This is a genomic window from Bacillus sp. PK6-026, from assembly GCF_054161455.1.
Map to the genome: position 1 here is coordinate 1,496,046 of NZ_CP096418.1, position 25,016 is coordinate 1,521,061.

Below are 25,016 nucleotides of genomic sequence, written 5' to 3' on the forward strand. Positions count from 1 at the left end.
TCATCTCCTAAAGCTTAAGCCAGTTTGCCAGCATTTTATCTTTTGATTTAAAATCTTTTGCGATCTGAGCAAGGTACCTGCTGATGTCTTCTAAATCTGAAATCGTATTTTGTAATGAGGCGATGTACGCTTTTTCGGCATGAACATCGTAAAAGAGCGGATTGCCTTTTTTGTCAAACGACTGCGCCAGGTTTTTCAGCGTATTGTTTACATCTTCGAGTGTCAGCTTGTCGTATAGACCGTGGCCGACTTGACGGTAGGTATCGTGTTTCAGGTCGTTGATCGCAGCGTCGTCTTCCTGATAAGCGTTTTCGGCTTCGCGTTTCATCGTCCGCAGATCGTTGATCATCACATTTACTTTTTGCGCGAGCTGTTTGGCAACTGCGGGTGTTACTTTAATTGCGCCACTTCCGGATGCAACTTCCGGTGGGAGCATCGCTTTTAAATTTTTGTCATAAACGAGCTCATCGCCCTCTATATTTTGAACGTTGCCGTTTTCGTCGAAGGTGAAGTTATTACTTCCGACCCAATGCGTATCAGGCATTCCTAAGATTGCGGTCTGAAAGAAATACCCAGCGTTTTGCCCGATTTGTTGGAATACATCGCCCTGCATTCTCGCCTCGCGCACCGCATTTGATAATTCAGGGTCCTTTGTATAAATTGTCGTACCGTTGTGCCGGTCATACTCGTTCCACCAGCCGGCCCCGACCATATCATCCGGGTTGATAATCGATTTTATGGATCGGTCATATTCACCGTTATTAATTTTTTTTTGCTGCTCCGCAGAGTGTAGGTGGACGATTGAAGGGCTGTTAAACGCTACGGCATAGACATTATTGTTGACCGCACTGTATTCAGCCTCTGCGCCGCCGAGAGAATGTCCGGTTGTTGAAATGACCGTCGAGGTGCCTTTATACTTTTGTTTAACTTCCCGCACCAGATTGTCAGCTTGCCCGATTTGGGACGTTTTCGTAATTAACTTGTAGTTACCGGTGCTAAGCATCGAGTCTTGTGTCGGAGTTCCGTTATATTTTCCGAGTGTTTTAGAAGTATCTTTCGCATCTTTTTCGACTATGTAGTGTTCCTTCTTTTTCGGGTCAATTCCCATTACAACGTTCCCGCCGTCAGCGTCAATAACATCTTGGAAGAATTGGTTCTTAGGATCTGTTCCCGCGAAGGCTACGACGACGTTTTTTGGTGTGTCAGGTTTAACCCATTTACCGTCCTTTTTCTTCGCTTGAACAAATACATACGCGTCGAGTCCGGTGTCAGAGTCCCTTTTAATTTTATCAACGTAATAAGCCTTATTTGATTTACTCTCTATAGGTGTTCTATCCTTGAAAGCTTCTTTCATTTTATTGCTACTATATGTGTTTTGGCTAAGAAAATAATAATCCTTATCTGTTAAATTAGGAATATCGCTTATGAGGACATTAAGTCAATTGATTATTCTGATGACTACGAAGTGAACCCAATGGGCGGAATTGATATTAAAGGGTATCTAAATGGTGATAAGCAAAAGAAAATATGGGGTATTTATGATAAGTCAAATGACGAAGTAGGGTCCTTCACAGTCGATGCTGAAAGAAAGCCCGAATGTAAAGATAAAATTTGCGATTATTAATAAAAGGTCCGACTCGATTGAGCGGGCTTTTTTCTATTTTTATCTCACGTTTGTTTAACTAATCAGTTTTATTACCCCTGATAATAAATAATGTTGTGATATCATTTCTAGTATTTGTTTTAAACCTACCGTAAAGCATTACATCGTTACACGCATGAAGGGTGAGCTTTACCCGGTGGAAAAAGAGATTTTCGAAGAGAATTACGAGAAAGTTAGCGAATGACTGAGGAGCCAAATAAACGGTGCCCGTTAAACTCAGATCCCTGAGAAATCTATATTAATTTTTGATGAACCTGTCGTGATATTTCCCTAATGAGGATGTCGATATTAGTCCGTCATAAATGTTTTGGGTACGCCATAAAAGAAAAGATTGCGGATATTAAAAAACCCTTTTAAAATGAGTGAACCTTTTTCCTTACTTCTACAACGTTCCCATGAATAGCCGGAACGATTTAGCTCAGCTCAATCTTGTGAGGAAGGGTATACTTTAGAAAAAGCTTATTATACTGAGGTGAATATTGAAAATATGGATTCGGCATTGAATAATTTAATCATCAGTTGCCATTACGCTTTATTGGGGGCAATTCCATACAAATTAAGGGGACTCGCAGTCAAGTTAGAAAATGAAACGTTATACTGGAAAGGCTATTTTAACGGGGAACCGACAGACGATGAAATAGAAATGCTGAGCGTAGCTTGTACAGAGGTACTTGCTGACTTTCCACATATTAAGGACTGTGAAGAAGAGTATATCAATCATAAGTTTCCTTTAAAAATGGATAAATTACAGTTTTGGGCATTTTTAAGATGGGAAGACAACGAGCATGATGAAATAGGATAAGCTGTAAAACACTTTATTATAATTTGTTACGGAGTTTGGTGTGAAGTGTAATAAACGAAAGGTGAATTCATTTTAAGATTATAGGGATTAAAGCTTTAATATGCATAGTTGGTTATCGGGAAACCACTTTCAAAAACGCACAAGTTCACAATAATAAAAAGATATTCATGTTGATTAGGCGTGCATCATTGCATGTCTATTCTTTTTGGAAAGAACTTTTACCTAGAACTAAAGAACTCAAAAAGCGAGAATGACACAAATTTTATTAGTTCTATTGTCTTATTTTTTATACATAATACCAAAAATACACTTCAAATGATTTATAATGAAGCGTGCCTAATAATTAGCAAACATGGAACGTGATTCAATAAAAACGTATAAGGTTATTGCAGTATGAACTGGAGGATACAGTTTTGAAATATAAAAAAGCAGCAGCGCTTGGAATTGGTTTACTTTTATTTATAGGCGGATGTCAGAACAGAGAGGAGTCTGACATTAGCGTCCAAGATTACACAGGACAAGATTTTCATATTCAGAGCAGGGGTTATCAGAAAGAAACCGCTGAGATCGCAGAAGCGCATCGAGATGAGGTTGAAAAAACCGTAAAAGATTATTTCTTGGATCAATATAGAACAAAGGTAAAAGTCCATAACATTGTCGGAGGGCATGGATTTGTTACTGTGTATGCTGAATCGGTCGGAAAATTGCATTTCTACACAAGCGCAAAAATTAAAATTGATTTGGACAAGAAAGAGGTGCAGACTGACGCGATCCGTTCATCGGAGTTGGACGTGAAAGACTCAATTACAAGCGCGATATACGCATTGGCTTTTGAAGACGAATTTGCCGCGCTAGATTACTATTTAGAGAAGCTAACAGAAGAAGAGCCGATTGTAGGCAAAACGCAGGCAGCCGTTGATAACACAAGCGGTAAGGGATATCAGACGCCTTATTATGCTGTTTCTTTAACTGCTGATTGGAAGGATGACCTTTATTCAGCATATTTAGAAAACCCGAAAAGAAACAAACAAGACTGGCAGGAAAAATTAGAAGATGAAGAAATCACCCCAAAATCATGTGATATCAATATAAATTTATATATGAAAAAAGCACATACAAGGCCAAGTGAACGCATTTATAATCAAGTGGTGCAGGATATTGAAGACATGGAAGAGCTGGCACCAGGGACTTACAGCATTTACTTGAATGACAATAGAATCGATAAAAACTTAGGATTTAATCCAAGAAAAAGCACGCTTGGACGATAATGTCTTCCTAAACGGATCATGAAATTGAAAATGTACTGATACGGAGATCTATTTTAAAATAATGTTTTAAGGAGCCGGAAAGCGGTCAGGTATTTCATTTCATTCCGCACGGTCGCCGGTTTTTTCAGCTGTTCAATCAAAAAGCGGCATCGATTACGGCGCGGCGCGATGCTTCAAATAGCAAACTTCTTCGGGACGATGCAGGGAACAGAGGAAAAAAACCGCCGGACCCGGGTGGCAGGCGGTTTTTTCTTTTGCAGAAAAACTTGTGGAAATAAAGCTGCGTGGAAATCGTGAATATGTGCTGTAAAGGGCGGCTGATTAATGCAGGGAATCTTTAATAATTTTATAGTTTTTATGATTGACGACGGTTAAGGAGTCCAGTTCCAAGTCTCTGTAGTTTTCCATAATCGTAACATCGACGATCACAGAGTTTTCGTTTACTTTCTCTACGATTCCGGTGAGTCCGTTTTTAAATTCGATGACGTTCCCGACTTTTGCAATTTTCAAGTGACTTCCTCTCCTTTAAAGTAAATTAACCTATTGAAAGTATTTTGCAATATTTTCTTGGAGAAGTAAAGCAATTTGGGAAGCGGCATCACTATTGTTGTACCCGGTGTGACTTAATGTTATAGTTAATTAGTTAAAGATGATGAGAGAAAAGGGGAGAGAACAGGTGACAGAGCAAAATGCCATCGATCAGATCGAGCAATTAAGGTCAGGGAGCATTCATGAACTCCACGTAAAAAAAGAAGATTTTCTTTCTTTCAGAGCCATCTTAACAAAGCAGGAAGATTTTAAGCATTTTCGCGGCATTGCCCAGCATGGCGGAGATATTATATTTCAATATATGAAAGAGGCAAGAAGCTGAAAAAGGCTTTCTCAGACCGGCTGAGAAAGCTTTTTTATTTGTGTGAAGCCATATGTTTCTGGAGATTTTGGTGTTTTCTGCATGAAATCGTCCGGCCGTCTGCAATAATGTGACAACCGGACAGTTTGATGGAAGGCATGCCAACATTTTGGCAATGAAATCAGCGATTCGTCTTGTTAGTGTAAAACATATGTTTTTTTCGATGAAGATTTGACAAGGAGGAAGGAAATGAAATCGAAATTTGCTGCGCTAGCTGCGTTTTTAATCTGCATGCTGCCGGCAGCAAGAATCGAACATGCTCAAGCTGTCATGTTGTTCTCGAAAAAAGATAAACAGGAAATGGAACGGCTGATGGAAAGCCTTAAACAGGAAGAAAATCCTGCTTTTCAATTAACAGATGAAAAAAGCTTCATTGAAGCCGCGCATCTGCCGGCTGAAGAGGAGCAGGAAAAAGAAGAAGCTGATGAAGAGACGACGGATCTTTCACATAAAGAAAAAGATCTTTTATCAAGGCTTGTACATGCCGAAGCGAAAGGCGAGTCATTTGAAGGAAAAGTGGCTGTTGCCAATGTCGTCCTGAACCGGGTGGAAGACGGCCGATTTCCTGACAGCGTAAAAAGCGTGATCTATCAAAGAAACGCTTTTGAGCCCGTTCTAAACGGCAGCATCGAGAAAAAAGCAGACCGCGAATCAGTTGAAGCTGTGGAAGAAGCGGTAGATCAAAATAAAAAAGAAACAGACGCTTTATTTTTCTATAATCCCGACATCGCTTCTGATGACTGGATTAAAACAAGAAAAGTCGTGAAGCGCATCGGCAATCATGTCTTTGCGATCTAAAAAGCAGTCAGGGCCATCCGCCTTGACTGCTTTTTATATGCAATTCTTTCTCACTTTTCACCCCCCAAGAAAAAATTTGTTTTTGATACTTTATGAAAATCAATTTTCAATGAAAAAGAAAATAATTTTTAGACTTGTCTCATATGATGGGATAAACCCGTGAGACAAGGAGAGACCTCATGAACCGTTTTGTAAAAGGAATCGTTCTTCTTTCGCTAGCTGCTTTTTTTGCAGAATGTCTTGAATTTGTCATCAACATGATTCTTGCACGGGAGCTTGGCGAGCATGGCATGGGGCTCTACATGAGTGTTTTGCCTTCCATTTTTTTAGTTGTGGTGATTGCGAGCCTTGAGCTGCCTGTATCGATATCGAAGTTTATCGCCGAGTCCACCCCGAAGCTGCACGAAAGCATGCTGAAACATGCATTGCGGATGACTGCGGTCTGCACGGTTTTTTCCACGGCAGCTGCAGTGATCATTCTTCCATTTATTCCGGTTTTTGATTCTTACCACCCTCTGATCAGAGGGCTTGTGATCGGGATGATCCCTACGGTTGCCTTTACGTCGATCGCGAGAGGCTACTTCATGGGCGTTCAGCAAATGGGTAAAATCGCAACGGCGAATGCCCTGAAAAAAATCTTTCAGCTCATCGGCTTGTTTTTATTTTTTCAATGGTATTCCTTTGAATTGGATACTTCTCTTCTGATCTCGTTGTTTGTCCTTGTTGCAAGTGAAGTGGTCGTGTTTGTTTATCTGTTTTCTCAGTTTGTTTTGGTCAGGCGCGCCGCTCAAAAAGGGCAGCAGATCCACCTGCGGAGAAACGATGTTTTAAAGCGCCTGCTCACTGTTTCGATCCCGACGACGGGGCTGCGCGTTTTTCACGCTGTGACAAACGCAGTTGAACCTTTTTTGGTGAAGGGGACGCTGCTTGCCGCTGGCGTATCGAGAACATCGGCCATCGACCAGTTCGGCATGCTTTCGGGGGTGGCGATGACAATCGGCTTTTTTCCGGCTTTCATCGCCCATTCACTGATGGTCGTCATGATCCCGAGCATTTCCGAAAGCTACGCTTACGGACAATACGAAAGAGTGATCAAACGGATTAAACAAGCGATCTTCATCACGCTGTTTTACGGCATACCGTCCGTTATGGTGATGTATCACTTTGCAGATCCGCTGACCCACTTATTTTTCGATTCGGTTAAGGCGTCGTTTTACCTGAAAATGCTGTGGCCGTATTTTTTATTTCACTTTTTTGCCATGCCGTTTCAGGCCTGTTTAATCGGAATGGGGTTGGCCAAAGATGCCTTTTATCATAATGTATGGGCCAGTGTTTTGTCGTTTTTGATGATGTATGTTCTCGGATCCATGCAGACATTGCAGATGACGGGGATCATCCTAGCGATGAATACCGGAATGATTTTGCTGACGGCGCTGCATTATGTGACGATTTGCAAAGAGCTGGGCGTCACGCTTTTTTTGACAAACAAATCCCGATCTCCGAGAATTGAAAGCCGCTGATTGACCCTCTTCATAGTTTTGGTTTTTGCGGGGAAGCTAATACTAAAAAGAAGGGGAGTTCATATGCGAAGAATCAGTCTTATTTATCCGCTCATCCTGTTGCTTTTTTTCGGAGCCTTCGTATTTCAGCCGCAGGCCTCTGCAAAATATGCTTCTCCGGCAGTCATGCAGATGAACACGGTGGAGGGGCAGCGCGTCGTCATTCCCGCCGAAGGCCAAAAGACCATCGTTCATTTTTGGACGACCTGGTGTCCGCCGTGCCGTGAAGAGCTTCCGCGATTCCAATCCTACTATGAAAGCAAGCAATCCGGAGTAAAGCTCGTGACCGTGAATCTGCTGAATGCCGAAAAAGACGAACAGAAGGTGAAACAGTTTATTAAAGCAAACAAGCTGACATTTCCGATCGTTTTTGACAAAAAGGGCGAAATGATGAAAGCCTACAATGTCATGACGATTCCAACAACATTTTTCTTTAACGAAAAAGGAGAGCTGGAGAAATCGGTTGTCGGACCCATTACTGTGGAACAAATGAAAGAATGGGCAGGGAAAAGCTGAGCCGGGAAAAGCTGAGCCGGGGGTTCAGCTTTTTTTTTGAAATCTAAATGATAATTAATATCATGAAGAAATTATAATAATTATTATTTGAAAACGTAGAAAGCCGTGCTATAATGGGAAATAGAAAAGGGTGTGTTCAATGGACAAGAAGCAGTCATACCCTTTATATAAATAAAATACTCCATGTTTATGCTGCCGATGAGGCGGCAATTTGTTTTTTAAGAAGGAAATTGACGATGAATTACATTCTCAATTAGGGAGGATATTGGAGATGCAATTAAAGATCGGGAAACAATCGCAGCAGAACCGTCACACGTTTCATTTTGAAAATTGGAGGCAGCACGGGGAATTGATTGCTGCGCTTTTGTCGGGTTTGTTGATTCTTGCAGGCTGGCTGTTGTCCGGCAATAAAACATTGTCCGTTGTTCTGTTTATTTTAGCTTTTTGTATCGGCGGCTTTGCCAAAGCGAAAGAAGGTATACAAGAAACGCTGGCGGAAAAAACGCTGAATGTTGAACTTCTGATGATTTTTGCGGCGGTCGGGTCAGCGCTGATCGGCTACTGGGCTGAAGGGGCAGTGTTAATTTTTATCTTTTCTCTCAGCGGGGCGCTTGAAACGTATACATTAAATAAAAGCAAACGCGATTTGACATCGCTGATGAAATTGGAGCCGGAGGAAGCCGTTTTGCTCGAAGAAGAAAGAACAAGAACCGTGGCGGCGGCCGATCTTCAAGCGGGCGACCTCATTCTTATTAAACCCGGGGAACGCATTGCGGCAGACGGGGAGATCGAATCGGGAAGAACGAGTATCGACGAATCGGCACTAACGGGTGAATCAATCCCCGCGGAAAAAACCCTCGGAGACGCGGTTTTTGCGGGTACAGTCAATTTGAGCGGATCGCTCACCGTCCGTGTCACAAAGACAAATGAAGATTCGTTGTTCAAAAAGATCATTCGGCTCGTTGAGTCTGCACAAAACAGTGTTTCGCCGTCACAGGCGTTTATTGAGCGGTTTGAAAATATTTACGTTAAAGGGGTTTTGCTTGCTGTCGGACTGCTGCTCTTTCTGCCACATTTTCTGCTTGGCTGGAGCTGGAGCGAGACATTTTACAGAGCGATGGTGTTCATGGTCGTCGCTTCGCCGTGTGCCCTTGTCGCTTCAATCATGCCTGCCGCGCTGTCTTTAATCTCGAATGGCGCAAGAAACGGCCTGCTTGTCAAAGGCAGTGTTTTTCTTGAAAAACTTGGCAACAGCAAAATCGTTGCATTGGATAAAACGGGAACGATTACGAACGGAAAGCCCGGCGTGGAGGATATGCTTTTAGCTGCTGATATCGAGGAGCGCGAATGCTTGGAGGCTGCTGCTGCGATTGAGAAGCAGTCAGGCCATCCGCTTGCCAAAGCGATTGTCGAGTATGCAGAAGCAAAAGGCATCGAGCCTCCCGCGAATGTGTCAATCGAGGAGACGTCAGGGTTTGGCGTTCAGGCTCGATACAATGGAGAGACATGGCTGATCGGCAAAGCTGGATTTGTCGGGGAAGAGGCAGCCGGGCAATTTCTCACGGCGGCTGTTCAGGAGCTTGCCAAGCAGGGAAAAACAATTGTGTTCGTGAAAAAAGGCGAAAAAATCGCGGGGTGTTTTGCATTAAAAGACCAAATCAGACCGGAAGCTAAAGCGGTGATCGAAGAGCTGAATGCGCTTGGTGTTCAGACGGCGATGCTGACCGGGGACCAGCCTGAAACCGCAGCGGCCATCGCACGAGAAGCGGGCTTGAAAATCGTCGTTTCAGAATGCCTTCCTGACAGAAAAGTAGAGGAAGCGCAAAAACTGAAAAAAACATACGGAACAATCGTTATGGTGGGAGACGGAATCAATGATGCACCGGCCCTTGCCGCCGCTGATGTGGGGATCGCAATGGGGGGAGGCACAGATGTCGCACTGGAAACAGCGGATGTTGTTTTAATGAAAAACGAATTGACAGGACTGACCAAAATGATTCGGCTCTCCCGGAAAATGAATACGATCATTAAACAAAACGTGATTTTCTCTCTTGGTGTGATCTGTCTTTTAATCTGCAGCAACTTTCTTCAAATTCTTGATCTGCCACTCGGTGTCATCGGACATGAAGGCAGCACGCTGCTTGTTATTTTAAACGGTCTCAGGCTGCTGAAATCCTAAATAAAGAAACGGCTGCATGCTAACGGCAGCCGTTTTTTCACATCAGAGGGCTGTTTGAGGAAGAGGCGGCAATAATAGAAGCGGGCGGCATCCTCACAATACATAAGCGGTGAGCAAGAGACGGGAAAAACTGATACAATGGATGTGATGCTTTTACATGTTAAATGTATGGTACGGAAACTGTCTCAAGGAGTGAAAAGGAGCATGGAAAGAATTGAACAAATCTCTTCCTGGCTGAAAGAAAAAAACATATCTTCGGCTTTTATTCATTCAAAAGAAAACGTATTTTATCTTACCGGCTTTTATACAGAACCGCACGAACGGCTGATGGGCGTTTTTATTTTTCAAGATGAAGAGCCGTTTTTTGTTTGTCCGCAAATGGAGGCTGGTCAGGCGAGAGCAGCCGGCTGGGCGTATGAGATCATCGGATACGGGGATCATCAAAACCCTTGGGAACTCATATCCTCAGCGCTTCAAAAGCGAAACAGCCAATGTTCAAAAGTGGCGGTTGAAAAAGAAACGCTTGCTCTGTCGCGCGCCGAAATGCTGCAGGCGGTCACAAACGGTGCGGAGCTTGTCTCTGCAGAAGAAAGGCTGAACCAAATCCGCGTCATCAAAGACGAAAAAGAAATCAGCATCCTCCGTGAAGCGGCCAAGCTTGCCGATTACGGAGTCGAAGCAGGAGCCGCCGCATTAAAAGAGGGGATAGCGGAAATTGATGTCGTCGCTAAAATCGAGTATGAGCTGAAGAAAAAAGGAGTCCAGGGGATGTCGTTTTCCACAATGGTCCTTTTCGGAGAAAAGTCAGGACAGCCGCACGGAAACCCGGGTAGCCGCACGCTTAAGCCGGGCGATTTCGTCCTCTTTGATTTAGGCGTGATCATTGACGGTTACTGCTCTGATATTACAAGAACGCTCGTGTATCAAAATGTGAGTGAAAAACAAAAAGAAATATATGATACGGTGCTTCAGGCCGAAACGGAGGCGCTTAAGATGAGCAAACCCGGTGTCAGAATCGGTGATCTTGATTTAAAAGCGCGCGGCATCATCGAAAAAGCGGGCTATGGCGATTACTTTCCTCACCGTCTCGGGCACGGGCTCGGGATTTCGCCTCATGAATATCCGTCCATGAGCCATAACAATGATGAGCTTTTAAAACAAGGTATGGTATACACGATTGAACCCGGCATCTATGTGCCGGAAATCGGAGGGGTGCGCATCGAGGATGATGTACTTGTCACTGCCGATGGAGCAGAAGCGCTGACAAAGTATCCAAAAGAGCTGACTGTCATTTCTTAAAAAACGGAACCCGCGCCCGCGCGCGGGTTCTTTTTTATGCTGACGTGAATCGTTTGTCTTATTACCCGCGTCAATCCTTTGAAATGAAAAAATCGTCAAAGGAACGGAATGGTTTGATCTCGTGTTTTTCTTTAAGCGGTTTCATCGCTGCTTTTGAAGACAGTACGATAACGATACATAATAGAATCAGAATGAAGATACCCATTTTTCTTCCCCTTTCTGGAATGAAAACGTGTTCAGCACCGGTGCTGACTTCATTCTAAATTATGAAACGCTTTCCATATCAAGCCCTAAATTAATAAAAAACCCTGATGTCAGGGTTTTCAGGAATTTTGCCGAGCCGCTTAATATGATTGACGTTGAAAAAGTCTTGTGATGATCGTTTGAAGAATGAATCTACAGCGCCTTTTTGTTTTTATTATGGGGATTTAGATTGATCAAAAGATAATCGGATTGCATCATTATTCTCATGTTAAAAATTTGTATACTAAGCTCAAAAGAAGGGAGGGATTAAATGGGACAAACGCTGACAAATTAAATCTGCCGCAGACAATTTCATCTCTCATCCAGATATTTCAGTCCCCGCAATGATTGCGGATTCACCCCCACACAAATAAGCGTTAAAAAACTTCTCTAATGATTTGAAGTCCATTATTTATGAAAGGAAGCTAGCAAAGAGTGAAAACATTAGGATATGTACTGTTTTTGTCGATATTTGCTTTTGTCAGTATCGTACCGGCAGCTGACGCGAAAGTGATTGATCATGACAAAGTGCAAGGCTTCAGTGAAGTAACCCCTGTGACGGTTTCTCAAAAAGCGGCCAAACGTTTTCAGCCTTATTTAAAGGTCGGAAGCGGCTGCGTGCCTTTTCCCGCAGTTGACGCACAAGGCAATACAAGCGGAGGCCTGGAGCCTACCGGAGCGCCCGAAGGACACTGCAGCAAAAGCGTGGGACAAGTGTACTCCCGCTCTGCATGGTACAATGGAGTATGGGCGATTATGTACGCATGGTATTTTCCTAAAGATTCACCTCTGCCTTTTAAAGCATTCGGCCATCGACATGACTGGGAAGGAATCGTCGTATGGATCGATAACCCGGCAAATCAAAATCCAAAAGTGTTTTCCATCGCTTATTCTCAGCACGGTAAATTTCAAAAAACAGCTCCAAACAACAAGATCATGGAAGGTGATCATCCGAAAATCCGCTATGATGCTCCTCAAGCACCGATTAACCACAGTTTATATGTGGACAACGCAAAGGGCGGAACCCAGCCTCTCATCGGATGGGAAGATTTGACGCCTGCCGCAAGAAACGCATTGAACACGACGGATTTCGGAAGCGCAAACGTTCCTTTCAATGATCACAATTTCATGAATAACCTTGGAAAAGCATGGTTTAGATAAAAATATTTCGTGTATCGGCTGATTGTGAAATATTTTTATATCAGCCGGTTTTTTTCTCCGTACATCTTCTTCACTGTTTTCTTCATATTTATAGAACCCCGAAAAAAATTCCGAAAACGATCAAAATCCACGTCTCCAAGCGATATAATTTCTTTATGACGCGAAATGATCCGGCATGTATGAAAAGATTTGAAAGAAAGAAGGGAAACGAATGGCAAATATCAGGGAAATAGCTGAAGCCGCAGGGGTTTCCATCACGACTGTTTCAAGGGTTCTCAACGGCCACCCGTATGTCAAAGAAGAAAAACGTCAAAAAGTTCTTGAGACGATTGAACGGCTCGAATATGCAAGGAATATGCATGCCGTTCATTTATCCAAAGGCTTTTCAAATATGATAGGTGTTGTGCTGCCGACCATCGGCCTCCCTTATTTCGGCGAGCTGCTGGAAGGAATCGCTGAAGAAGCTGCAAAGGAAGGCGTTCACTTTTCGCTTTATCAAACAAATTATCAATTGGAAAAAGAAATTTTTGCATTGGAGCAGCTGAAACAAAGACAGGTGGACGGCCTGATTTTCTGTTCAAAAGCGATGTCTGATGAAGCGCTTTTGGACTGGCATGAGACCGGTCCGTTCATTCTGTGCCAGGACTCAAGCGAACGGTATTTTTCAACGGTCAGCATTCCGCACAAAGATGCTTTCCGGTTAGGACTGGATTTTTTGATTGAAAAGGGGCACACAAAAATCGCCATTGGTTTGGCAAGGAAAAATGGCATGAACAGCCATTTTCGCCTTGAGGCATACAAGGAAGCTTTGGCCGCGATCGGGGAGCCTTACCGGGAAGAATGGGTATTCGAGCGGTCGCTGACGATAACCGACGGGCAAAAGCTGTTCTCTGAATGGAGAGAGATGGAGGAGAAGCCGACAGCTGTTTTTATCGCCAACGACCAAGTAACAGCCGGTATGTTTCTTGAAGCGCAACGTCATCAGGTGGATATTCCCGGAAGCCTCGCCATTTTAAGCTGTGACAACCAGCCAATCAGTGAAGTGCTGGGCATTTCAACGATCAAAATTAATATAAAGGAAATGGGGAAGCATGCGTTTCGCCTTTTGCGAAAAAGAATCGGCGGTGCCGGCCCGGAAAAACAGACCGTTCCATACAAGCTGATCAAAAGGGCGACTGTGTAATGTAATCAAAACATCAATCATTTTCCAGACAGTGATCAAATTTCGACATTTTTCATCAAAAAGGTCAAAATAAATTGACGCGCTTTCATGAGTTTTGTACGATATGAGAGATTGATGACAAAAAGGAGCTGAGGATCGTGAACAGATCCTTTACCGTTGAAAAGGTACTCAACAACAACGTTTTAATCGCTCTCCATGATGATTACAGAGAAGTTGTCTTGATTGGCAAAGGAATCGGTTTTGGCAAAAAGCGCGGAGATCTTATCGAACATGAGAACTATGAAAAAATGTTTATCTTGGAAAATGATAAGGAACAATCGCAGTATAAGAAGCTCCTCACTTATGTCGATGAAAAAATGGTTGATATCGCCAATGATGTTATCTACCATATCGCGCAAAAAATCGGCCAGCCGCTGAACGAACACATTCATGTCGCGTTGACGGACCATATCGCATTTGCGGTTAAGCGCTTAGAAAAGGGATTTGATATGAAGAATCCGTTTTTGCTTGAGACGGAATCGCTTTATCCGAAGGAATACGAAGTCGCCAAAGAAGCCGTCGATATGATAAATGAAAAATCAGACATTCAGCTGCCTGAAGGCGAAATCGGGTTTATCGCACTTCATATCCACAGTGCGATGACGAACCGCCCGCTTTCTGAAGTCAATCAGCATTCCCAACTGATCTCCAGGCTTGTCCAGGTCATCGAGGATTCGTTCCAGATGCAGGTCAACAGGGAAAGTGTGAACTATTTGCGGCTGATCAGGCACTTGCGCTTTACGATCGACAGGATTAAACGGGACGAGCCGATTCAGGAGCCGGAAAAATTAATGTTATTGTTGAAAACGGAATATCCGCTGTGTTACAATACTGCTTGGAAGATGATCAAGATCTTGCAGCAAGCGCTCAAGAAACCGGTTCATGAGGCAGAAGCCGTTTATTTGACATTGCATTTGTACCGTTTAACTAATAAAATTTCATAACGCCTTTATAACGTGTTACTGATTCGATCAGGCATGAGTGAAAAAAGGGAAGAAATGAAGACGCTGTCTTTTGTTTCTTAGTGTACCCGCTTTCACCCATGCCTTTTTTGTCGTTCTAAAGGCGAAATGTAAACGGTTTATTTGGATGAAAAAGCAGTCTTTTGAACGAAGTTGTCATGAATTTTTGCTGTAAGGTCAAACTATCCTTAGAGGGGGTTAAAACATGTTTAAATCGCTATTTGGCGTTCTGCAAAAAATTGGACGGGCGCTGATGCTTCCTGTTGCGATCCTGCCGGCTGCAGGGATTCTGCTCGCGCTTGGTAATGCCATGCAAAATCCGCAGATGACAAAAGTCGCACCATTCTTAACGAACAGCACCGTTCAGCTTGTTGCGAAAGTGATGGAAAGTTCAGGTGACGTCGTGTTCACCAACTTGGCGCTCCTTTTCGCAGTCGGGGTTGCCATCGGTTTGGCTAACGGCGACGGTGTTGCCGGAATCGCCGCTATTATCGGATATCTTGTTATGAATGTCACGATGAGTGCAGTGCTTCTTCAAAACGGTTCGATTCCAAGCGACGCAGTTGAAAGAGCACAGTTCTTTACTCAAAACCATCCGGAATACACGACAATGCTCGGCATACCGACATTGGCAACGGGGGTATTCGGGGGTATTATTGTCGGTGTCCTGGCCGCTGCCATGTACAACCGATTCTACACAATCGAGCTTCCGCAGTATTTAGGATTCTTTGCCGGAAAGCGCTTTGTTCCGATCATTACATCGATTTGTGCATTGCTGCTGGGACTCGTCATGCTGTTTATCTGGCCGCCGATCCAAGGCGCGCTGAACAGCTTTTCGACAAACTTGCTTGCAGCAAATGAAGCGGTCGCAGCTCTCATTTTCGGAATGATTGAGCGGGCCCTGATCCCGTTCGGTCTGCACCATATTTTCTACTCGCCGTTCTGGTACGAGTTCTTCAGCTATACGAATCAGGCGGGAGAAATTGTCCGCGGTGACCAAAGAATTTTCATGGCGCAAATCAAAGACGGCGTCGATTTGACAGCGGGTACATTTATGACCGGTAAGTATCCGTTCATGATGTTCGGTCTTCCTGCGGCAGCGCTCGCTATTTATCATGAGGCAAAACCGCAGAACAAAAAGCTTGTTGCCGGTATTATGGGTTCAGCAGCATTGACATCATTCTTAACAGGGATCACTGAGCCGATCGAATTCTCATTCTTGTTCGTCGCTCCGATTCTGTTTGCGATTCACTGTGTGTTTGCCGGCCTGTCATTCATGATGATGGACATTTTAAATGTTAAGATCGGGATGACATTCTCCGGCGGTTTGATCGACTACTTCCTGTTCGGAATTCTGCCGAACCGCACAGCTTGGTGGCTTGTCATTCCTGTCGGTTTAGTCCTGGCTGTCGTCTACTACTTCGGATTCAGATTTGCCATCCGCAAGTTCAACTTGAAAACGCCTGGACGCGAAGATGCAGCTGCAGAATCCGCTGATGAAGGCAAAGAAGCAGCAGGAGATCTTCCTTATCAAATTCTAGAGGCGATGGGTGACCAAGAAAACATCAAACACCTTGACGCTTGTATCACAAGACTTCGCGTCACAGTCAACGATCAGAAGAAAGTTGACAAAGAGCGCTTGAAAAAACTCGGCGCATCTGGCGTGCTGGAAGTCGGCAATAACATCCAAGCGATTTTCGGACCAAGATCCGACAATTTAAAATCGCAAATGCAAGACATTATGTCAGGCCGCACGCCGCGTCCTGAAAAAGCACCAAACGCTGCCGAGGAAGTAGAGCAGCAAATCGAAGAAGTCATGGTCGAGCCTCTTCAAAATGAATCAGGTGAAGAAGTATTCGTTTCACCGCTTGCTGGTGAGCTTCATCCGATTACAGATGTTCCGGATCAAGTATTCTCCGGAAAAATGATGGGCGACGGATTCGCGATTCTTCCTGCAGAAGGCACAGTTGTGTCACCTGTAAGAGGGAAAGTGCTGAACGTGTTCCCGACAAAGCATGCGATCGGTCTGCAGTCTGACGGCGGCAGAGAAATTCTGATCCACTTTGGAATCGATACGGTCAGCCTGAAAGGTGAAGGCTTCACTGCATTTGTTTCTGAAGGTGACCGGGTTGAGCCGGGCCAGAAACTGCTTGAAGTCGACATTGAAAAAGTGAAGGACAGCGTACCTTCCCTGATGACGCCGATCGTGTTCACGAACCTTCAAGAAGGCGAAAGCGTGAGCTTAAAGGCAGAAGGCAATGTCAGCCTGACACAGGACGATATCGTCCGCGTTGAAAAATAAATTCACAAAATGGCCGTACTTGTCAGATGACATGTACGGCTGTATGATATAATATTGTGAATGTACTAAAAGCTTTAAATTAAAAGGAGATTGATAAAAAATGGCACAAAAAACGTTTAAAGTAACTGCAGATTCTGGAATCCACGCTCGTCCAGCGACTGTTCTTGTACAAACAGCAAGCAAATATGATGCAGATATCAATTTGGAATATAACGGAAAAACCGTCAACCTTAAATCAATTATGGGTGTTATGTCACTAGGTATTGCTAAAGGTGCTGAAATTACGATTTCTGCTTCCGGCGCTGATGAAAATGATGCTCTTTCCGCACTTGAAGAAACAATGAAAAGCGAAGGTTTAGGCGAATAATGCTTGAACTAAAAGGAATAGGCGCTTCAGCCGGTATTGCGATCGCAAAAGCATATCGGCTTGAGGAGCCTGATCTAACGGTTGAAAAGAAAAACATCTCTGATTCTGATGCGGAAGTAAATCGTTTTGAAGACGCCATCGAGCGTTCTAAAAAAGAGCTTGAAATCATTAAAAACCATGCATTGAAAGAGCTTGGAGAAGATAAAGCGGAAATCTTTTCTGCACATTTGTTAGTATTAAGCGATCCGGAACTGTTAAACCCGATTAAAGACAAAATCAAATCGGACTCCGTCAACGCGGAATTCGCTTTAAAAGAAACGGCCGACATGTTCGTCACAATGTTCGAGTCGATGGATAACGAATATATGAAAGAACGCGCCGCAGACATCCGCGATGTCACCAAGCGTGTCACAGGGCATCTTCTCGGCGTTGAAATTCCGAACCCGAGTCTGATTTCCGAAGAGGTCATCATCGTAGCCGAAGACTTGACACCGTCTGATACAGCGCAACTAAACCGCAACTTTGTTAAAGGGTTTACAACAGATATCGGCGGACGGACGTCCCACTCAGCCATCATGGCGCGCTCGCTTGAAATTCCGGCCGTTGTCGGCACAAAAGCGGCAACAAAAGGCATTCAAAACGGCGTAACTGTGATCGTTGACGGTATCAATGGCGATGTCATCGTTGATCCTGCCCAGGAAACAATCAGCGAATACGAAGAAAAGCATCAAGCCTTCCTGGCGCAAAAAGCCGAATGGGCGAAGCTTGTCAATGAACCGACTGTAACGAATGATGGACATCATGTGGAACTTGCCGCTAATATCGGTACACCTGATGATGTAAAAGGCGTTCTGGAAAATGGAGGAGAAGCAGTCGGCCTTTACCGGACTGAATTCCTTTACATGGGCAGAGACCAGCTTCCGACTGAAGAGGAGCAATTTGATGCCTATAAAACCGTTCTTGAGCGTATGGAAGGCAAATCAGTTGTCGTTCGTACTCTTGATATCGGCGGAGACAAAGAGCTTCCATATTTAGAACTGCCAAAAGAAATGAACCCTTTCTTGGGATACAGAGCGATCCGTCTTTGCCTTGATGAGCAAGAGATTTTCAGAACGCAGCTTCGTGCGCTGCTTCGGGCAAGTACATATGGAAACTTAAAAATTATGTTCCCTATGATCGCGACTGTAAACGAATTTAAAGAAGCGAAAGCAATTCTTTTAGAAGAAAAAGAAAAGCTGAAAGCTGAAGGTCAACAAGTTTCCGAAGACATTGAAGTCGGTATGATGGTTGAAATCCCTTCAACAGCTGTGATCGCTGATCAATTCGCTAAAGAAGTGGATTTCTTCAGCATCGGAACGAATGACCTGATTCAATATACGATGGCTGCTGACCGGATGAATGAGCGGGTATCTTACCTTTACCAGCCGTACAATCCTGCGATTCTCCGCCTGATCACGCTTGTCATTGAAGCGGCCCATAAAGAAGGAAAATGGGTCGGCATGTGCGGCGAAATGGCGGGAGATGAAATTGCGATCCCAATCCTGCTCGGTCTTGGACTGGACGAGTTCTCAATGAGCGCGACGTCAATCCTGCCGGCAAGAACGCAAATCAGCAAGCTTTCTAAAAAAGAGACGGAATCGTTCAAAGAGCAAATTCTGTCCATGAGCACAACAGAAGAGGTTGTACAATTCGTAAAAGAAACCTTCAATATGGCATAAGCGATTGAAAATCCGGACAGGCATAACCAATGCCCGTCCGGGTTTTTTTGTTGATCTGAATGATCTCGGCTGCGGCGGAAATAATACATGTGACCAATAGTTAGAAAGGGGGATTTTGATATGCCCAGGCAGCCATTCAAACCGGGTGATGAGGTCTATGTCATTTACCGGAACCCGCATGCCGCCAATGTCGCGCATATAAAGGAAGCTGAAGTCGTTGATCACCCGCTTCACGAAGGTGAACTGGCATTGTTTATGTATGATACATATCACGCCTTTGCCGAAGATGATGCAGTTTTTTCTTCATATGAAGAGGCGGAACGGCTTTACCGTGAGTTATTTGACGGGGTATGAAAATATTACCGGTATATCACATCCTCTAAATGCAAAAAGTAACGGAAATAAGCAAAGGATGTGTCTGTTTCCAATGGTAAAACCGTTTGTTCCCCAGCTCGTCTATATTGAACCGAGAGCGCTGGAATACCCGCTGGGAAAAGAGCTGAGGGATAAATTTTCAAACATGGGGCTTGAGATCAGGGAAACGACTTCACACAATCAGGTGAGGAATATCCCGGGGGAAGGCCACCTGCAAAAATACAGAAATGCGAAATCCACTTTGGTCATCGGCGTCAGAAAAACATTGAAATTCGATTCATCAAAACCGTCCGCAGAATACGCGATTCCGTTTGCAACAGGGTGTATGGGTCACTGCCATTACTGCTATCTGCAGACGACAATGGGCAGCAAGCCGTATATCAGAACGTACGTCAATGTGGAGGAAATACTTGATCAGGCGGACCAGTATATGAAAGAACGCGCTCCCGAGGATACGCGGTTTGAAGCTTCTTGCACATCTGATATTGTCGGGATTGACCATTTGACACACACATTAAAGCGTGCAATTGAGCATTTCGGTCAATCCGACCACGGTAAATTGCGTTTCGTGACAAAATTCCATCATGTCGACCATTTGCTTGATGCCAAGCACAACGGAAAAACGCGTTTCCGCTTCAGCGTAAATGCCGATTATGTCATCAAAAGTTTTGAACCCGGCACATCCCCTTTGGATAAACGGATCGAAGCCGCCGTGAAAGTAGCGGAAGCAGGCTATCCGCTTGGTTTTATCATCGCTCCGATTTATATTCATGACGGCTGGCAGGAAGGCTACAGAGTGCTACTCGAAAAGCTCGATCGTGCGCTGCCGCAGCATGCAAGGCGCGACATTACCTTTGAAATGATCCAGCACAGATTCACGAAGCCGGCAAAAAGAGTCATTGAAAAAAACTATCCAAAGACAAAGCTCGAACTGGATGAAGAAAAACGGCGCTATAAATGGGGCAGATACGGGATTGGCAAATATATATACCAGAAGGATGAAGAAGCAGAGCTTCGCAGCGCCCTTGAAACGTATATTGATAACTATTTTCCCGAAGCAAAAATCGAATATTTCACATAACAGAGCTTTAGCCGGAAAAGCTCTGTTTTTTGTTTTGAGATGTTAAAAAAGGGTTTTTCCACTCCATTAAGACCGCATAATGAAGCGATTCCTCATCTTCAATGTAGCCGGGAATCACGCAAACCGGCGATCGTCCGCACTGGAGCAGGAATGAGAGCACGGGATCGCGCTTTTCCCCGTCCAATACAGCTTGAACATACTGTTCGGGCGTCATTTCTTCAGCCGACTTGTGATAATGGGGAATCCGTCCGCCGCCAATGAGCCGCTTGAGCCCTTTAAAGACCGTCAGTTCATACATGGACTGCATCAGCCGCTTTCCGATGCCGAGTTTTCGATAGTGAGGGGACACGGAAATATCGACGACATAAAGGGAGTTTCCATCGTTTTGATGTGTGCCGATATACCCGTTGTCTGTCACTTCGTCCCAGCTGTGGTGAGGATGATGCGGATCAAAATCAGTCATGAGCGCCGTCATCGAACCGATGATTCGGCCTTCGGAAACCGCGCAAAGTGCACCATCGGGAAATCGTTCAATATGGGAATGGAGCTGCTTTTCATTCCACAAAAGGTCTTCCGGAAACGGAGGCGGAAAGCATTCTCTTTGGAGTGCAATCAAATCGGGAATATCTTTGTTGTTGTAATTGCGGATGTCCACCTGCTGATAAGAAATGCCGTTATCGACGTAAAACTGTTTATAGATCGCCCATCACTCCTTTTGATATTTCCTTCATTATACCGTTATTTTAGCAGGCTATCTTAATTTTGCGAAATTTTGGCCGATAAAAAGAATATGAAGGTGCATGTAAAGGAGGGTTTCATTTGTTTAAAAAACTGCATGTCAAAATTGCCGGATTTGTTGCCATCCTGCTGATTTTGACGGTTATCGTCCTACAGTTTTCCACAACACATTTGTTGAAATCAATGCTTGAAGATCAAGCAAAAGAATCGACTTCAAGTCTGCTTAACTCGATCAAAGGTAATATCGAGCTTCAATTAGAAAACTATGAAATCGCTTTAAATCGTATGAGCGACAGTCGAATGGCGCAGTCATTTTTAGAAGATGATCAAAATAAATTATTGGGCAGACTGATCAACGACGAATTAAAGCAAATCAAGGATAAAAACGAATTTGTCACCAATGCGTATATAGCGACTTCAAAAAAAGATATATGGATATACCCGAAAGCCGAATTTGATAAAGATTTTGACCCGACGACCCGGCCCTGGTACACATCGGCTGCCAAAACGCCTGATCAAGTGATCTGGACAGAGCCGTATCAAGATGTCGTGTCTGGAGAGATGATGGTCGCAGCGGCTAAAGCAGTCGTTGTCGACAATAAAGTATTAGGCGTCATCAGCTTAGATATTTCACTGAATTCATTAAACAAAATTATCGAAAATCAAAAGATGCCATATGACGGCTACGCATTTATTTTGGACCAAAACGGGACAATGCTTGCCCACCCGTCAAAACAAGGTGACGATATATCGAAAGACAAAACATATCGGGACATCCCGTCATCCAAAGACGGAATCAAAGTAGGCAAAGATACTGTGATCGCTTATCAGACCGTCGGTGGTACGGGCTGGAAAGTCGGTACGCAATTCGACACGGCGAAGCTGATGTGGGTCGCACAGGAAATGAACAAAATGGTCATGATCGTTTCAATCATTGCTTTGGCAGCGGCGATCATTTTAAGCTATTTCCTTGCCAAAACGATCACAGGCCCGATTAAGCAGCTGATTGCCAAAACAAAGGCTGTCGCGGGCGGTGATTTGACGGTCCAGACAGCAGCTGCCTCAAAAGACGAAATCGGTATGTTAACAAAAGACTTCAACAAGATGGTCGAAAACATGAAAGAAATGATTGTGCAAGTCGGAACCTCGTCCGGAAAAGTATCGAAAACGACCGATCAATTAAGCGCTGTTTCAAAAGAAACGGTTTCTGCGAGCGATGAGATTGCCAAAGCAATCGAAGAAGTGGCGACAGGTGCGACAGAACAAGCGGCAGAGATCGAAAATGTAAATGAACAATCCGAACGGCTATCTGTCAAAATTAAAGAAATTGAACATCATGCCGACAGCATCAAGAAGCTTTCGAGAACATCAGAAGATGCAAGCTATACAGGAATCGATGCCCTCGGGCAGCTGCTTGCAAAATCAAATGAAGCCAACTCGGAGACGAAGAAAGTGGAACATATGCTTTTGCAGCTTGAAGAAAAAACAAAAAACATTGAAGAGGTTGTTACAGCCATCTCGGCGATCTCTGATCAAACAAACCTGCTTGCTCTGAACGCCAGCATTGAAGCAGCCCGTGCCGGCGAAAGCGGACGCGGTTTTGCGGTAGTTGCAGATGAGGTGAGAAAGCTTGCCGAACAATCGGCGGTCTCTTCACAGCATATCAGCGAAACGGTCAAGCAGATTCAGCTGGAAACGAAAGAAGCCGTTTCAGCGATGACGGAAGCAAGCAAGATGAATGAAGAGCAAAATGGAATGATTCATGAGACAGGAGAAGCGCTCAGCAAAATTACTGCAGAAATGCAGGCGCTCGTCAATTCAATTGACCACATTTACTCTGAAATCTCTGGTATGAGCGGAGAACAGCAAAAAATGTCTGATTCGATCCAAAGCATTTCAGCTATTTCCCAGCAGTCAGCAGCGGCTGCGGAAGAGGTCAGCGCTTCGACAAACGAGCAGCTGACAGCGCTGGAAAGCATCGCCAAATCGGCTGAAGCGCTGAGTGAGGCCAATCAAGAATTATTAAATGCGATCAATAAGTTTAACGTGTAATAAAGAAGTCCCTCTTTTTGAAAGAGGGACTTTTTCAACGCTCACAATCCCAATTTTCAGAATATACATGTTACACTATAAATATGAAGGGAGTGATGATTGTGGACTTAAAGATGAATGGCAAAACGGCGCTTGTGGCAGCAAGCAGCAAAGGACTAGGCAATGCGATTGCAAAAGCCCTTGCGAAAGAAGGGGCAAATGTCATGTTGTCCGGGAGACACGAAGCGGACTTGAAAAAAGCTGCGGAAGAGCTGAATGGACTCGGCGGCGGATCCATCTCATATCAAGTATGCGATCTTGCAGATGCTGACGGGATCAAAGCGCTCGTTCAAAAGACCGCTGACACATTTGGAACGATCGATATGCTCGTCAACAATGTCGGAGGACCGAAGGGCGGCAGCCTGTTGGATCTGACAGACGCTGACTGGACTTCGTCATTTGAATTGCATCTGCTCAGCTATGTCCGTTTAATCCGCGAAGCTTTTCCATATCTAAAAAAGGATGGAGGCCGCATTGTTAATATCGCTTCTTCATCAGTTAAGCAACCGATTCCGGGGTTGCTGCTTTCCAACACGTTTCGAATGGGAATCGTCGGTCTGACAAAATCCATTGCGGAAGAGTTGGCCGAACACCGCATTTTGATCAACACGCTCGCACCTGGGAGAATCGCGACAGATCGCGTGGCAGAGCTTGACCGGCTCAAAGCCGAGAAAACAGGCCTTTCCGAGCAGCAGGTGAAGGAAAGCTATGAGAAAGAGATTCCGCTCGGCTCCTACGGAAAACCTGACGACTTTGCACAATATGCAAGCTTTCTTTTATCAGAATGCAATACATATATGACTGGACAGACTCTGCTGATAGACGGCGGAATGGTAAAAGCAATTTAAGGGGGATGACATCATGAAAAAAACGATCGGATTTATCGGACTCGGAGTAATGGGAAACAGCATGGCTTCGCATATTTTAGCTGCAGGCTATCCCGTCAGCGCATATACGAGAACAAAACAGAAAGCGGACAGCCTCGTGGAAAAAGGGGCGGAATGGAAATCATCCGTCAAAGCACTGGCGCAGTCGTCTGATGTGATCATCACAATGGTCGGCTACCCAAAAGACGTTAAAGAAGTTTACTTTGGAAGCGAAGGCATTATTGAAAATGCCAAAACAGGTTCTTACCTCATCGATATGACGACTTCCAAGCCTTCTCTCGCCAAACAAATCGAGGATGCTGCAAAAGAGAGAGGACTTTACGCTTTAGATGCTCCGGTTTCAGGCGGGGACGTCGGCGCGAGAAACGGCACGCTCGCCATTATGGTCGGAGGAGAACGGAAAGCCTTTGATGAATGCTACCCGATCTTTTCGATCATGGGTGAAAACATCCAATATCAGGGGCCGGCCGGAAGCGGCCAGCATACGAAAATGTGCAACCAGATTGCGATTGCTGCAGGTATGATCGGTGTCGCAGAAGCGATGGCCTACGCCAAAAAATCCGGACTCGATCCCGACAATGTGTTAAAAAGCATTACGACCGGCGCTGCGGGAAGCTGGTCCCTCTCAAATCTCGCGCCTAGAATGCTGAAAGGCGACTTTGAACCGGGCTTTTACGTCAAACACTTTGTTAAAGACATGGGCATCGCGCTAGAAGAAGCGGAGTTGATGGGCGAGAAAATGCCGGGGCTCGAGCTTGCGAAAAGCCTTTACGACACCCTTGTGGAAAAAGGCGAAGAAAACAGCGGCACCCAAAGTGTGTACAAGCTTTGGACAGAATATAAATAACGAAAAAAAAACCACTTGCTCAATGCAA

General features: G+C 44.5%; 23 protein-coding genes and 2 pseudogenes. 21 read left to right on the forward strand and 4 right to left on the reverse strand.

The features are described 5' to 3' along the window. Positions 1-7: 7 nt before the first annotated feature. Positions 8-1,426 (reverse strand): lipase, encoded by a 1,419-nt coding sequence (locus M1D59_RS07625; RefSeq protein WP_458118046.1) that lies wholly within the window; start codon positions 1,424-1,426, stop codon positions 8-10. Between M1D59_RS07625 and M1D59_RS07630 the strand changes: the two are divergent. The 3 genes and pseudogenes from M1D59_RS07630 to M1D59_RS07640 form a co-directional block, all read left to right on the forward strand. After that, positions 1,424-1,624, forward strand: a pseudogene (locus M1D59_RS07630) (DUF1433 domain-containing protein); the annotation flags it as partial. The gene M1D59_RS07625 and the pseudogene M1D59_RS07630 overlap by 3 nt on opposite strands. Positions 1,625-2,150: 526 nt before the next feature. Beyond that, entirely contained in the window at positions 2,151-2,465 is a 315-nt protein-coding gene (locus M1D59_RS07635) for a hypothetical protein (protein ID WP_075213209.1), read from the forward strand. Between the two features lie 413 nt (positions 2,466-2,878). Further along, positions 2,879-3,733 carry a DUF1672 family protein gene (locus M1D59_RS07640; RefSeq protein WP_458117920.1) on the forward strand — a complete coding sequence of 285 codons (855 nt, stop codon included), beginning with the start codon at positions 2,879-2,881 and terminating at the stop codon, positions 3,731-3,733. A gap of 321 nt (positions 3,734-4,054) precedes the next feature. Here the strand turns inward: M1D59_RS07640 and M1D59_RS07645 are convergent, their stop codons facing one another. Then, positions 4,055-4,243, reverse strand: coding sequence for a YkvS family protein (locus M1D59_RS07645; protein ID WP_003181225.1), 189 nt, complete (start codon positions 4,241-4,243; stop codon positions 4,055-4,057). 142 nt (positions 4,244-4,385) lie between these two features. Here M1D59_RS07645 and M1D59_RS07650 point away from each other — a divergent pair, with 142 nt between their 5' ends. The 6 genes from M1D59_RS07650 to M1D59_RS07675 all read left to right on the forward strand — a co-directional run bounded on the left by M1D59_RS07650 (position 4,386) and on the right by M1D59_RS07675 (position 10,994). Continuing rightward, complete coding sequence (locus M1D59_RS07650) at positions 4,386-4,604, forward strand: hypothetical protein (RefSeq protein ID WP_371268714.1); 219 nt, start codon at positions 4,386-4,388, stop codon at positions 4,602-4,604. Between the two features lie 228 nt (positions 4,605-4,832). Then, entirely contained in the window at positions 4,833-5,441 is a 609-nt protein-coding gene (locus M1D59_RS07655) for a cell wall hydrolase (protein WP_020451169.1), read from the forward strand. Positions 5,442-5,620: 179 nt separating this feature from the next. Further along, a complete protein-coding gene (locus M1D59_RS07660; RefSeq protein ID WP_023857303.1) occupies positions 5,621-6,961 on the forward strand; it encodes a polysaccharide biosynthesis protein in 1,341 nt (446 codons plus the stop codon). A 63-nt stretch (positions 6,962-7,024) separates the two neighbouring features. Continuing rightward, entirely contained in the window at positions 7,025-7,516 is a 492-nt protein-coding gene (gene stoA, locus M1D59_RS07665; RefSeq protein WP_458117921.1) for an endospore biogenesis thiol-disulfide oxidoreductase StoA, read from the forward strand. 271 nt (positions 7,517-7,787) lie between these two features. Continuing rightward, the gene (locus M1D59_RS07670) at positions 7,788-9,695 is read left to right on the forward strand and encodes a heavy metal translocating P-type ATPase (RefSeq protein WP_458117922.1); all 1,908 of its coding nucleotides are present in this window, start codon (positions 7,788-7,790) and stop codon (positions 9,693-9,695) included. Positions 9,696-9,899: 204 nt separating this feature from the next. Further along, positions 9,900-10,994, forward strand: coding sequence for a M24 family metallopeptidase (locus tag M1D59_RS07675; RefSeq protein ID WP_128822338.1), 1,095 nt, complete (start codon positions 9,900-9,902; stop codon positions 10,992-10,994). A gap of 70 nt (positions 10,995-11,064) precedes the next feature. Here M1D59_RS07675 and M1D59_RS07680 read toward each other — a convergent pair whose 3' ends face one another. Next, on the reverse strand, positions 11,065-11,199 hold the full coding sequence (locus tag M1D59_RS07680) for a hypothetical protein (RefSeq protein WP_003181237.1): 135 nt from the start codon (positions 11,197-11,199) through the stop codon (positions 11,065-11,067). Positions 11,200-11,672: 473 nt separating this feature from the next. Between M1D59_RS07680 and M1D59_RS07685 the strand changes: the two genes are divergently transcribed. The 8 genes from M1D59_RS07685 to splB all read left to right on the forward strand — a co-directional run bounded on the left by M1D59_RS07685 (position 11,673) and on the right by splB (position 20,425). Beyond that, on the forward strand, positions 11,673-12,398 hold the full coding sequence (locus M1D59_RS07685; protein WP_145624700.1) for an NPP1 family protein: 726 nt from the start codon (positions 11,673-11,675) through the stop codon (positions 12,396-12,398). Positions 12,399-12,609: 211 nt separating this feature from the next. Next, positions 12,610-13,581, forward strand: a complete 972-nt coding sequence (locus M1D59_RS07690; RefSeq protein WP_128822342.1) for a LacI family DNA-binding transcriptional regulator — start codon at positions 12,610-12,612, stop codon at positions 13,579-13,581. 137 nt (positions 13,582-13,718) lie between these two features. Beyond that, positions 13,719-14,564 (forward strand): glucose PTS transporter transcription antiterminator GlcT, encoded by an 846-nt coding sequence (gene glcT / locus M1D59_RS07695; protein WP_003181243.1) that lies wholly within the window; start codon positions 13,719-13,721, stop codon positions 14,562-14,564. Between the two features lie 223 nt (positions 14,565-14,787). After that, on the forward strand, positions 14,788-16,884 hold the full coding sequence (ptsG, locus tag M1D59_RS07700; protein WP_020451176.1) for a glucose-specific PTS transporter subunit IIBC: 2,097 nt from the start codon (positions 14,788-14,790) through the stop codon (positions 16,882-16,884). Positions 16,885-16,984: 100 nt separating this feature from the next. After that, the gene (locus M1D59_RS07705; protein ID WP_003181247.1) at positions 16,985-17,251 is read left to right on the forward strand and encodes a phosphocarrier protein HPr; all 267 of its coding nucleotides are present in this window, start codon (positions 16,985-16,987) and stop codon (positions 17,249-17,251) included. Continuing rightward, positions 17,251-18,969, forward strand: coding sequence for a phosphoenolpyruvate--protein phosphotransferase (gene ptsP / locus M1D59_RS07710; RefSeq protein WP_020451177.1), 1,719 nt, complete (start codon positions 17,251-17,253; stop codon positions 18,967-18,969). The genes M1D59_RS07705 and ptsP overlap by 1 nt, the downstream gene beginning before the upstream one ends. Positions 18,970-19,089: 120 nt before the next feature. Further along, entirely contained in the window at positions 19,090-19,323 is a 234-nt protein-coding gene (locus M1D59_RS07715; RefSeq protein ID WP_023857298.1) for a transcriptional regulator SplA domain-containing protein, read from the forward strand. Between the two features lie 73 nt (positions 19,324-19,396). Further along, on the forward strand, positions 19,397-20,425 hold the full coding sequence (gene splB, locus M1D59_RS07720; protein ID WP_023857297.1) for a spore photoproduct lyase: 1,029 nt from the start codon (positions 19,397-19,399) through the stop codon (positions 20,423-20,425). Positions 20,426-20,432: 7 nt separating this feature from the next. On the opposite strand, the gene M1D59_RS07725 is transcribed toward splB, so the two are convergent. Further along, a complete protein-coding gene (locus M1D59_RS07725; protein ID WP_023857296.1) occupies positions 20,433-21,125 on the reverse strand; it encodes a GNAT family N-acetyltransferase in 693 nt (230 codons plus the stop codon). Between the two features lie 221 nt (positions 21,126-21,346). Between M1D59_RS07725 and M1D59_RS07730 the strand changes: the two are divergent. From M1D59_RS07730 to M1D59_RS07745, 4 genes and pseudogenes are all read left to right on the forward strand, one after another. Then, positions 21,347-22,273, forward strand: a pseudogene (locus M1D59_RS07730) (HAMP domain-containing protein); the annotation flags it as partial. A gap of 15 nt (positions 22,274-22,288) precedes the next feature. After that, positions 22,289-23,215, forward strand: coding sequence for a methyl-accepting chemotaxis protein (locus tag M1D59_RS07735; protein ID WP_373367297.1), 927 nt, complete (start codon positions 22,289-22,291; stop codon positions 23,213-23,215). Between the two features lie 101 nt (positions 23,216-23,316). Then, positions 23,317-24,102 (forward strand): SDR family oxidoreductase, encoded by a 786-nt coding sequence (locus M1D59_RS07740; protein ID WP_023857294.1) that lies wholly within the window; start codon positions 23,317-23,319, stop codon positions 24,100-24,102. A 13-nt stretch (positions 24,103-24,115) separates the two neighbouring features. After that, the gene (locus tag M1D59_RS07745; RefSeq protein ID WP_458117923.1) at positions 24,116-24,988 is read left to right on the forward strand and encodes an NAD(P)-dependent oxidoreductase; all 873 of its coding nucleotides are present in this window, start codon (positions 24,116-24,118) and stop codon (positions 24,986-24,988) included. Positions 24,989-25,016: the final 28 nt, after the last annotated feature.

Excerpts from the sequence above, each read along its gene's own strand:
- splB (WP_023857297.1), top strand. The coding sequence starts at position 19,397 with ATGGTAAAACCGTTTGTTCCCCAGCTCGTCTATATTGAACCGAGAGCG.
- M1D59_RS07675 (WP_128822338.1), top strand. The coding sequence starts at position 9,900 with ATGGAAAGAATTGAACAAATCTCTTCCTGGCTGAAAGAAAAAAACATA.
- ptsP (WP_020451177.1), top strand. The coding sequence starts at position 17,251 with ATGCTTGAACTAAAAGGAATAGGCGCTTCAGCCGGTATTGCGATCGCA.
- M1D59_RS07670 (WP_458117922.1), top strand. The coding sequence starts at position 7,788 with ATGCAATTAAAGATCGGGAAACAATCGCAGCAGAACCGTCACACGTTT.
- M1D59_RS07660 (WP_023857303.1), top strand. The coding sequence starts at position 5,621 with ATGAACCGTTTTGTAAAAGGAATCGTTCTTCTTTCGCTAGCTGCTTTT.
- M1D59_RS07705 (WP_003181247.1), top strand. The coding sequence starts at position 16,985 with ATGGCACAAAAAACGTTTAAAGTAACTGCAGATTCTGGAATCCACGCT.
- M1D59_RS07715 (WP_023857298.1), top strand. The coding sequence starts at position 19,090 with ATGCCCAGGCAGCCATTCAAACCGGGTGATGAGGTCTATGTCATTTAC.
- M1D59_RS07650 (WP_371268714.1), top strand. The coding sequence starts at position 4,386 with ATGAGAGAAAAGGGGAGAGAACAGGTGACAGAGCAAAATGCCATCGAT.
- M1D59_RS07690 (WP_128822342.1), top strand. The coding sequence starts at position 12,610 with ATGGCAAATATCAGGGAAATAGCTGAAGCCGCAGGGGTTTCCATCACG.
- M1D59_RS07635 (WP_075213209.1), top strand. The coding sequence starts at position 2,151 with ATGGATTCGGCATTGAATAATTTAATCATCAGTTGCCATTACGCTTTA.
- stoA (WP_458117921.1), top strand. The coding sequence starts at position 7,025 with ATGCGAAGAATCAGTCTTATTTATCCGCTCATCCTGTTGCTTTTTTTC.
- M1D59_RS07680 (WP_003181237.1), bottom strand. The coding sequence starts at position 11,199 with ATGGGTATCTTCATTCTGATTCTATTATGTATCGTTATCGTACTGTCT.
- M1D59_RS07735 (WP_373367297.1), top strand. The coding sequence starts at position 22,289 with ATGATTGTGCAAGTCGGAACCTCGTCCGGAAAAGTATCGAAAACGACC.
- M1D59_RS07745 (WP_458117923.1), top strand. The coding sequence starts at position 24,116 with ATGAAAAAAACGATCGGATTTATCGGACTCGGAGTAATGGGAAACAGC.
- ptsG (WP_020451176.1), top strand. The coding sequence starts at position 14,788 with ATGTTTAAATCGCTATTTGGCGTTCTGCAAAAAATTGGACGGGCGCTG.
- M1D59_RS07655 (WP_020451169.1), top strand. The coding sequence starts at position 4,833 with ATGAAATCGAAATTTGCTGCGCTAGCTGCGTTTTTAATCTGCATGCTG.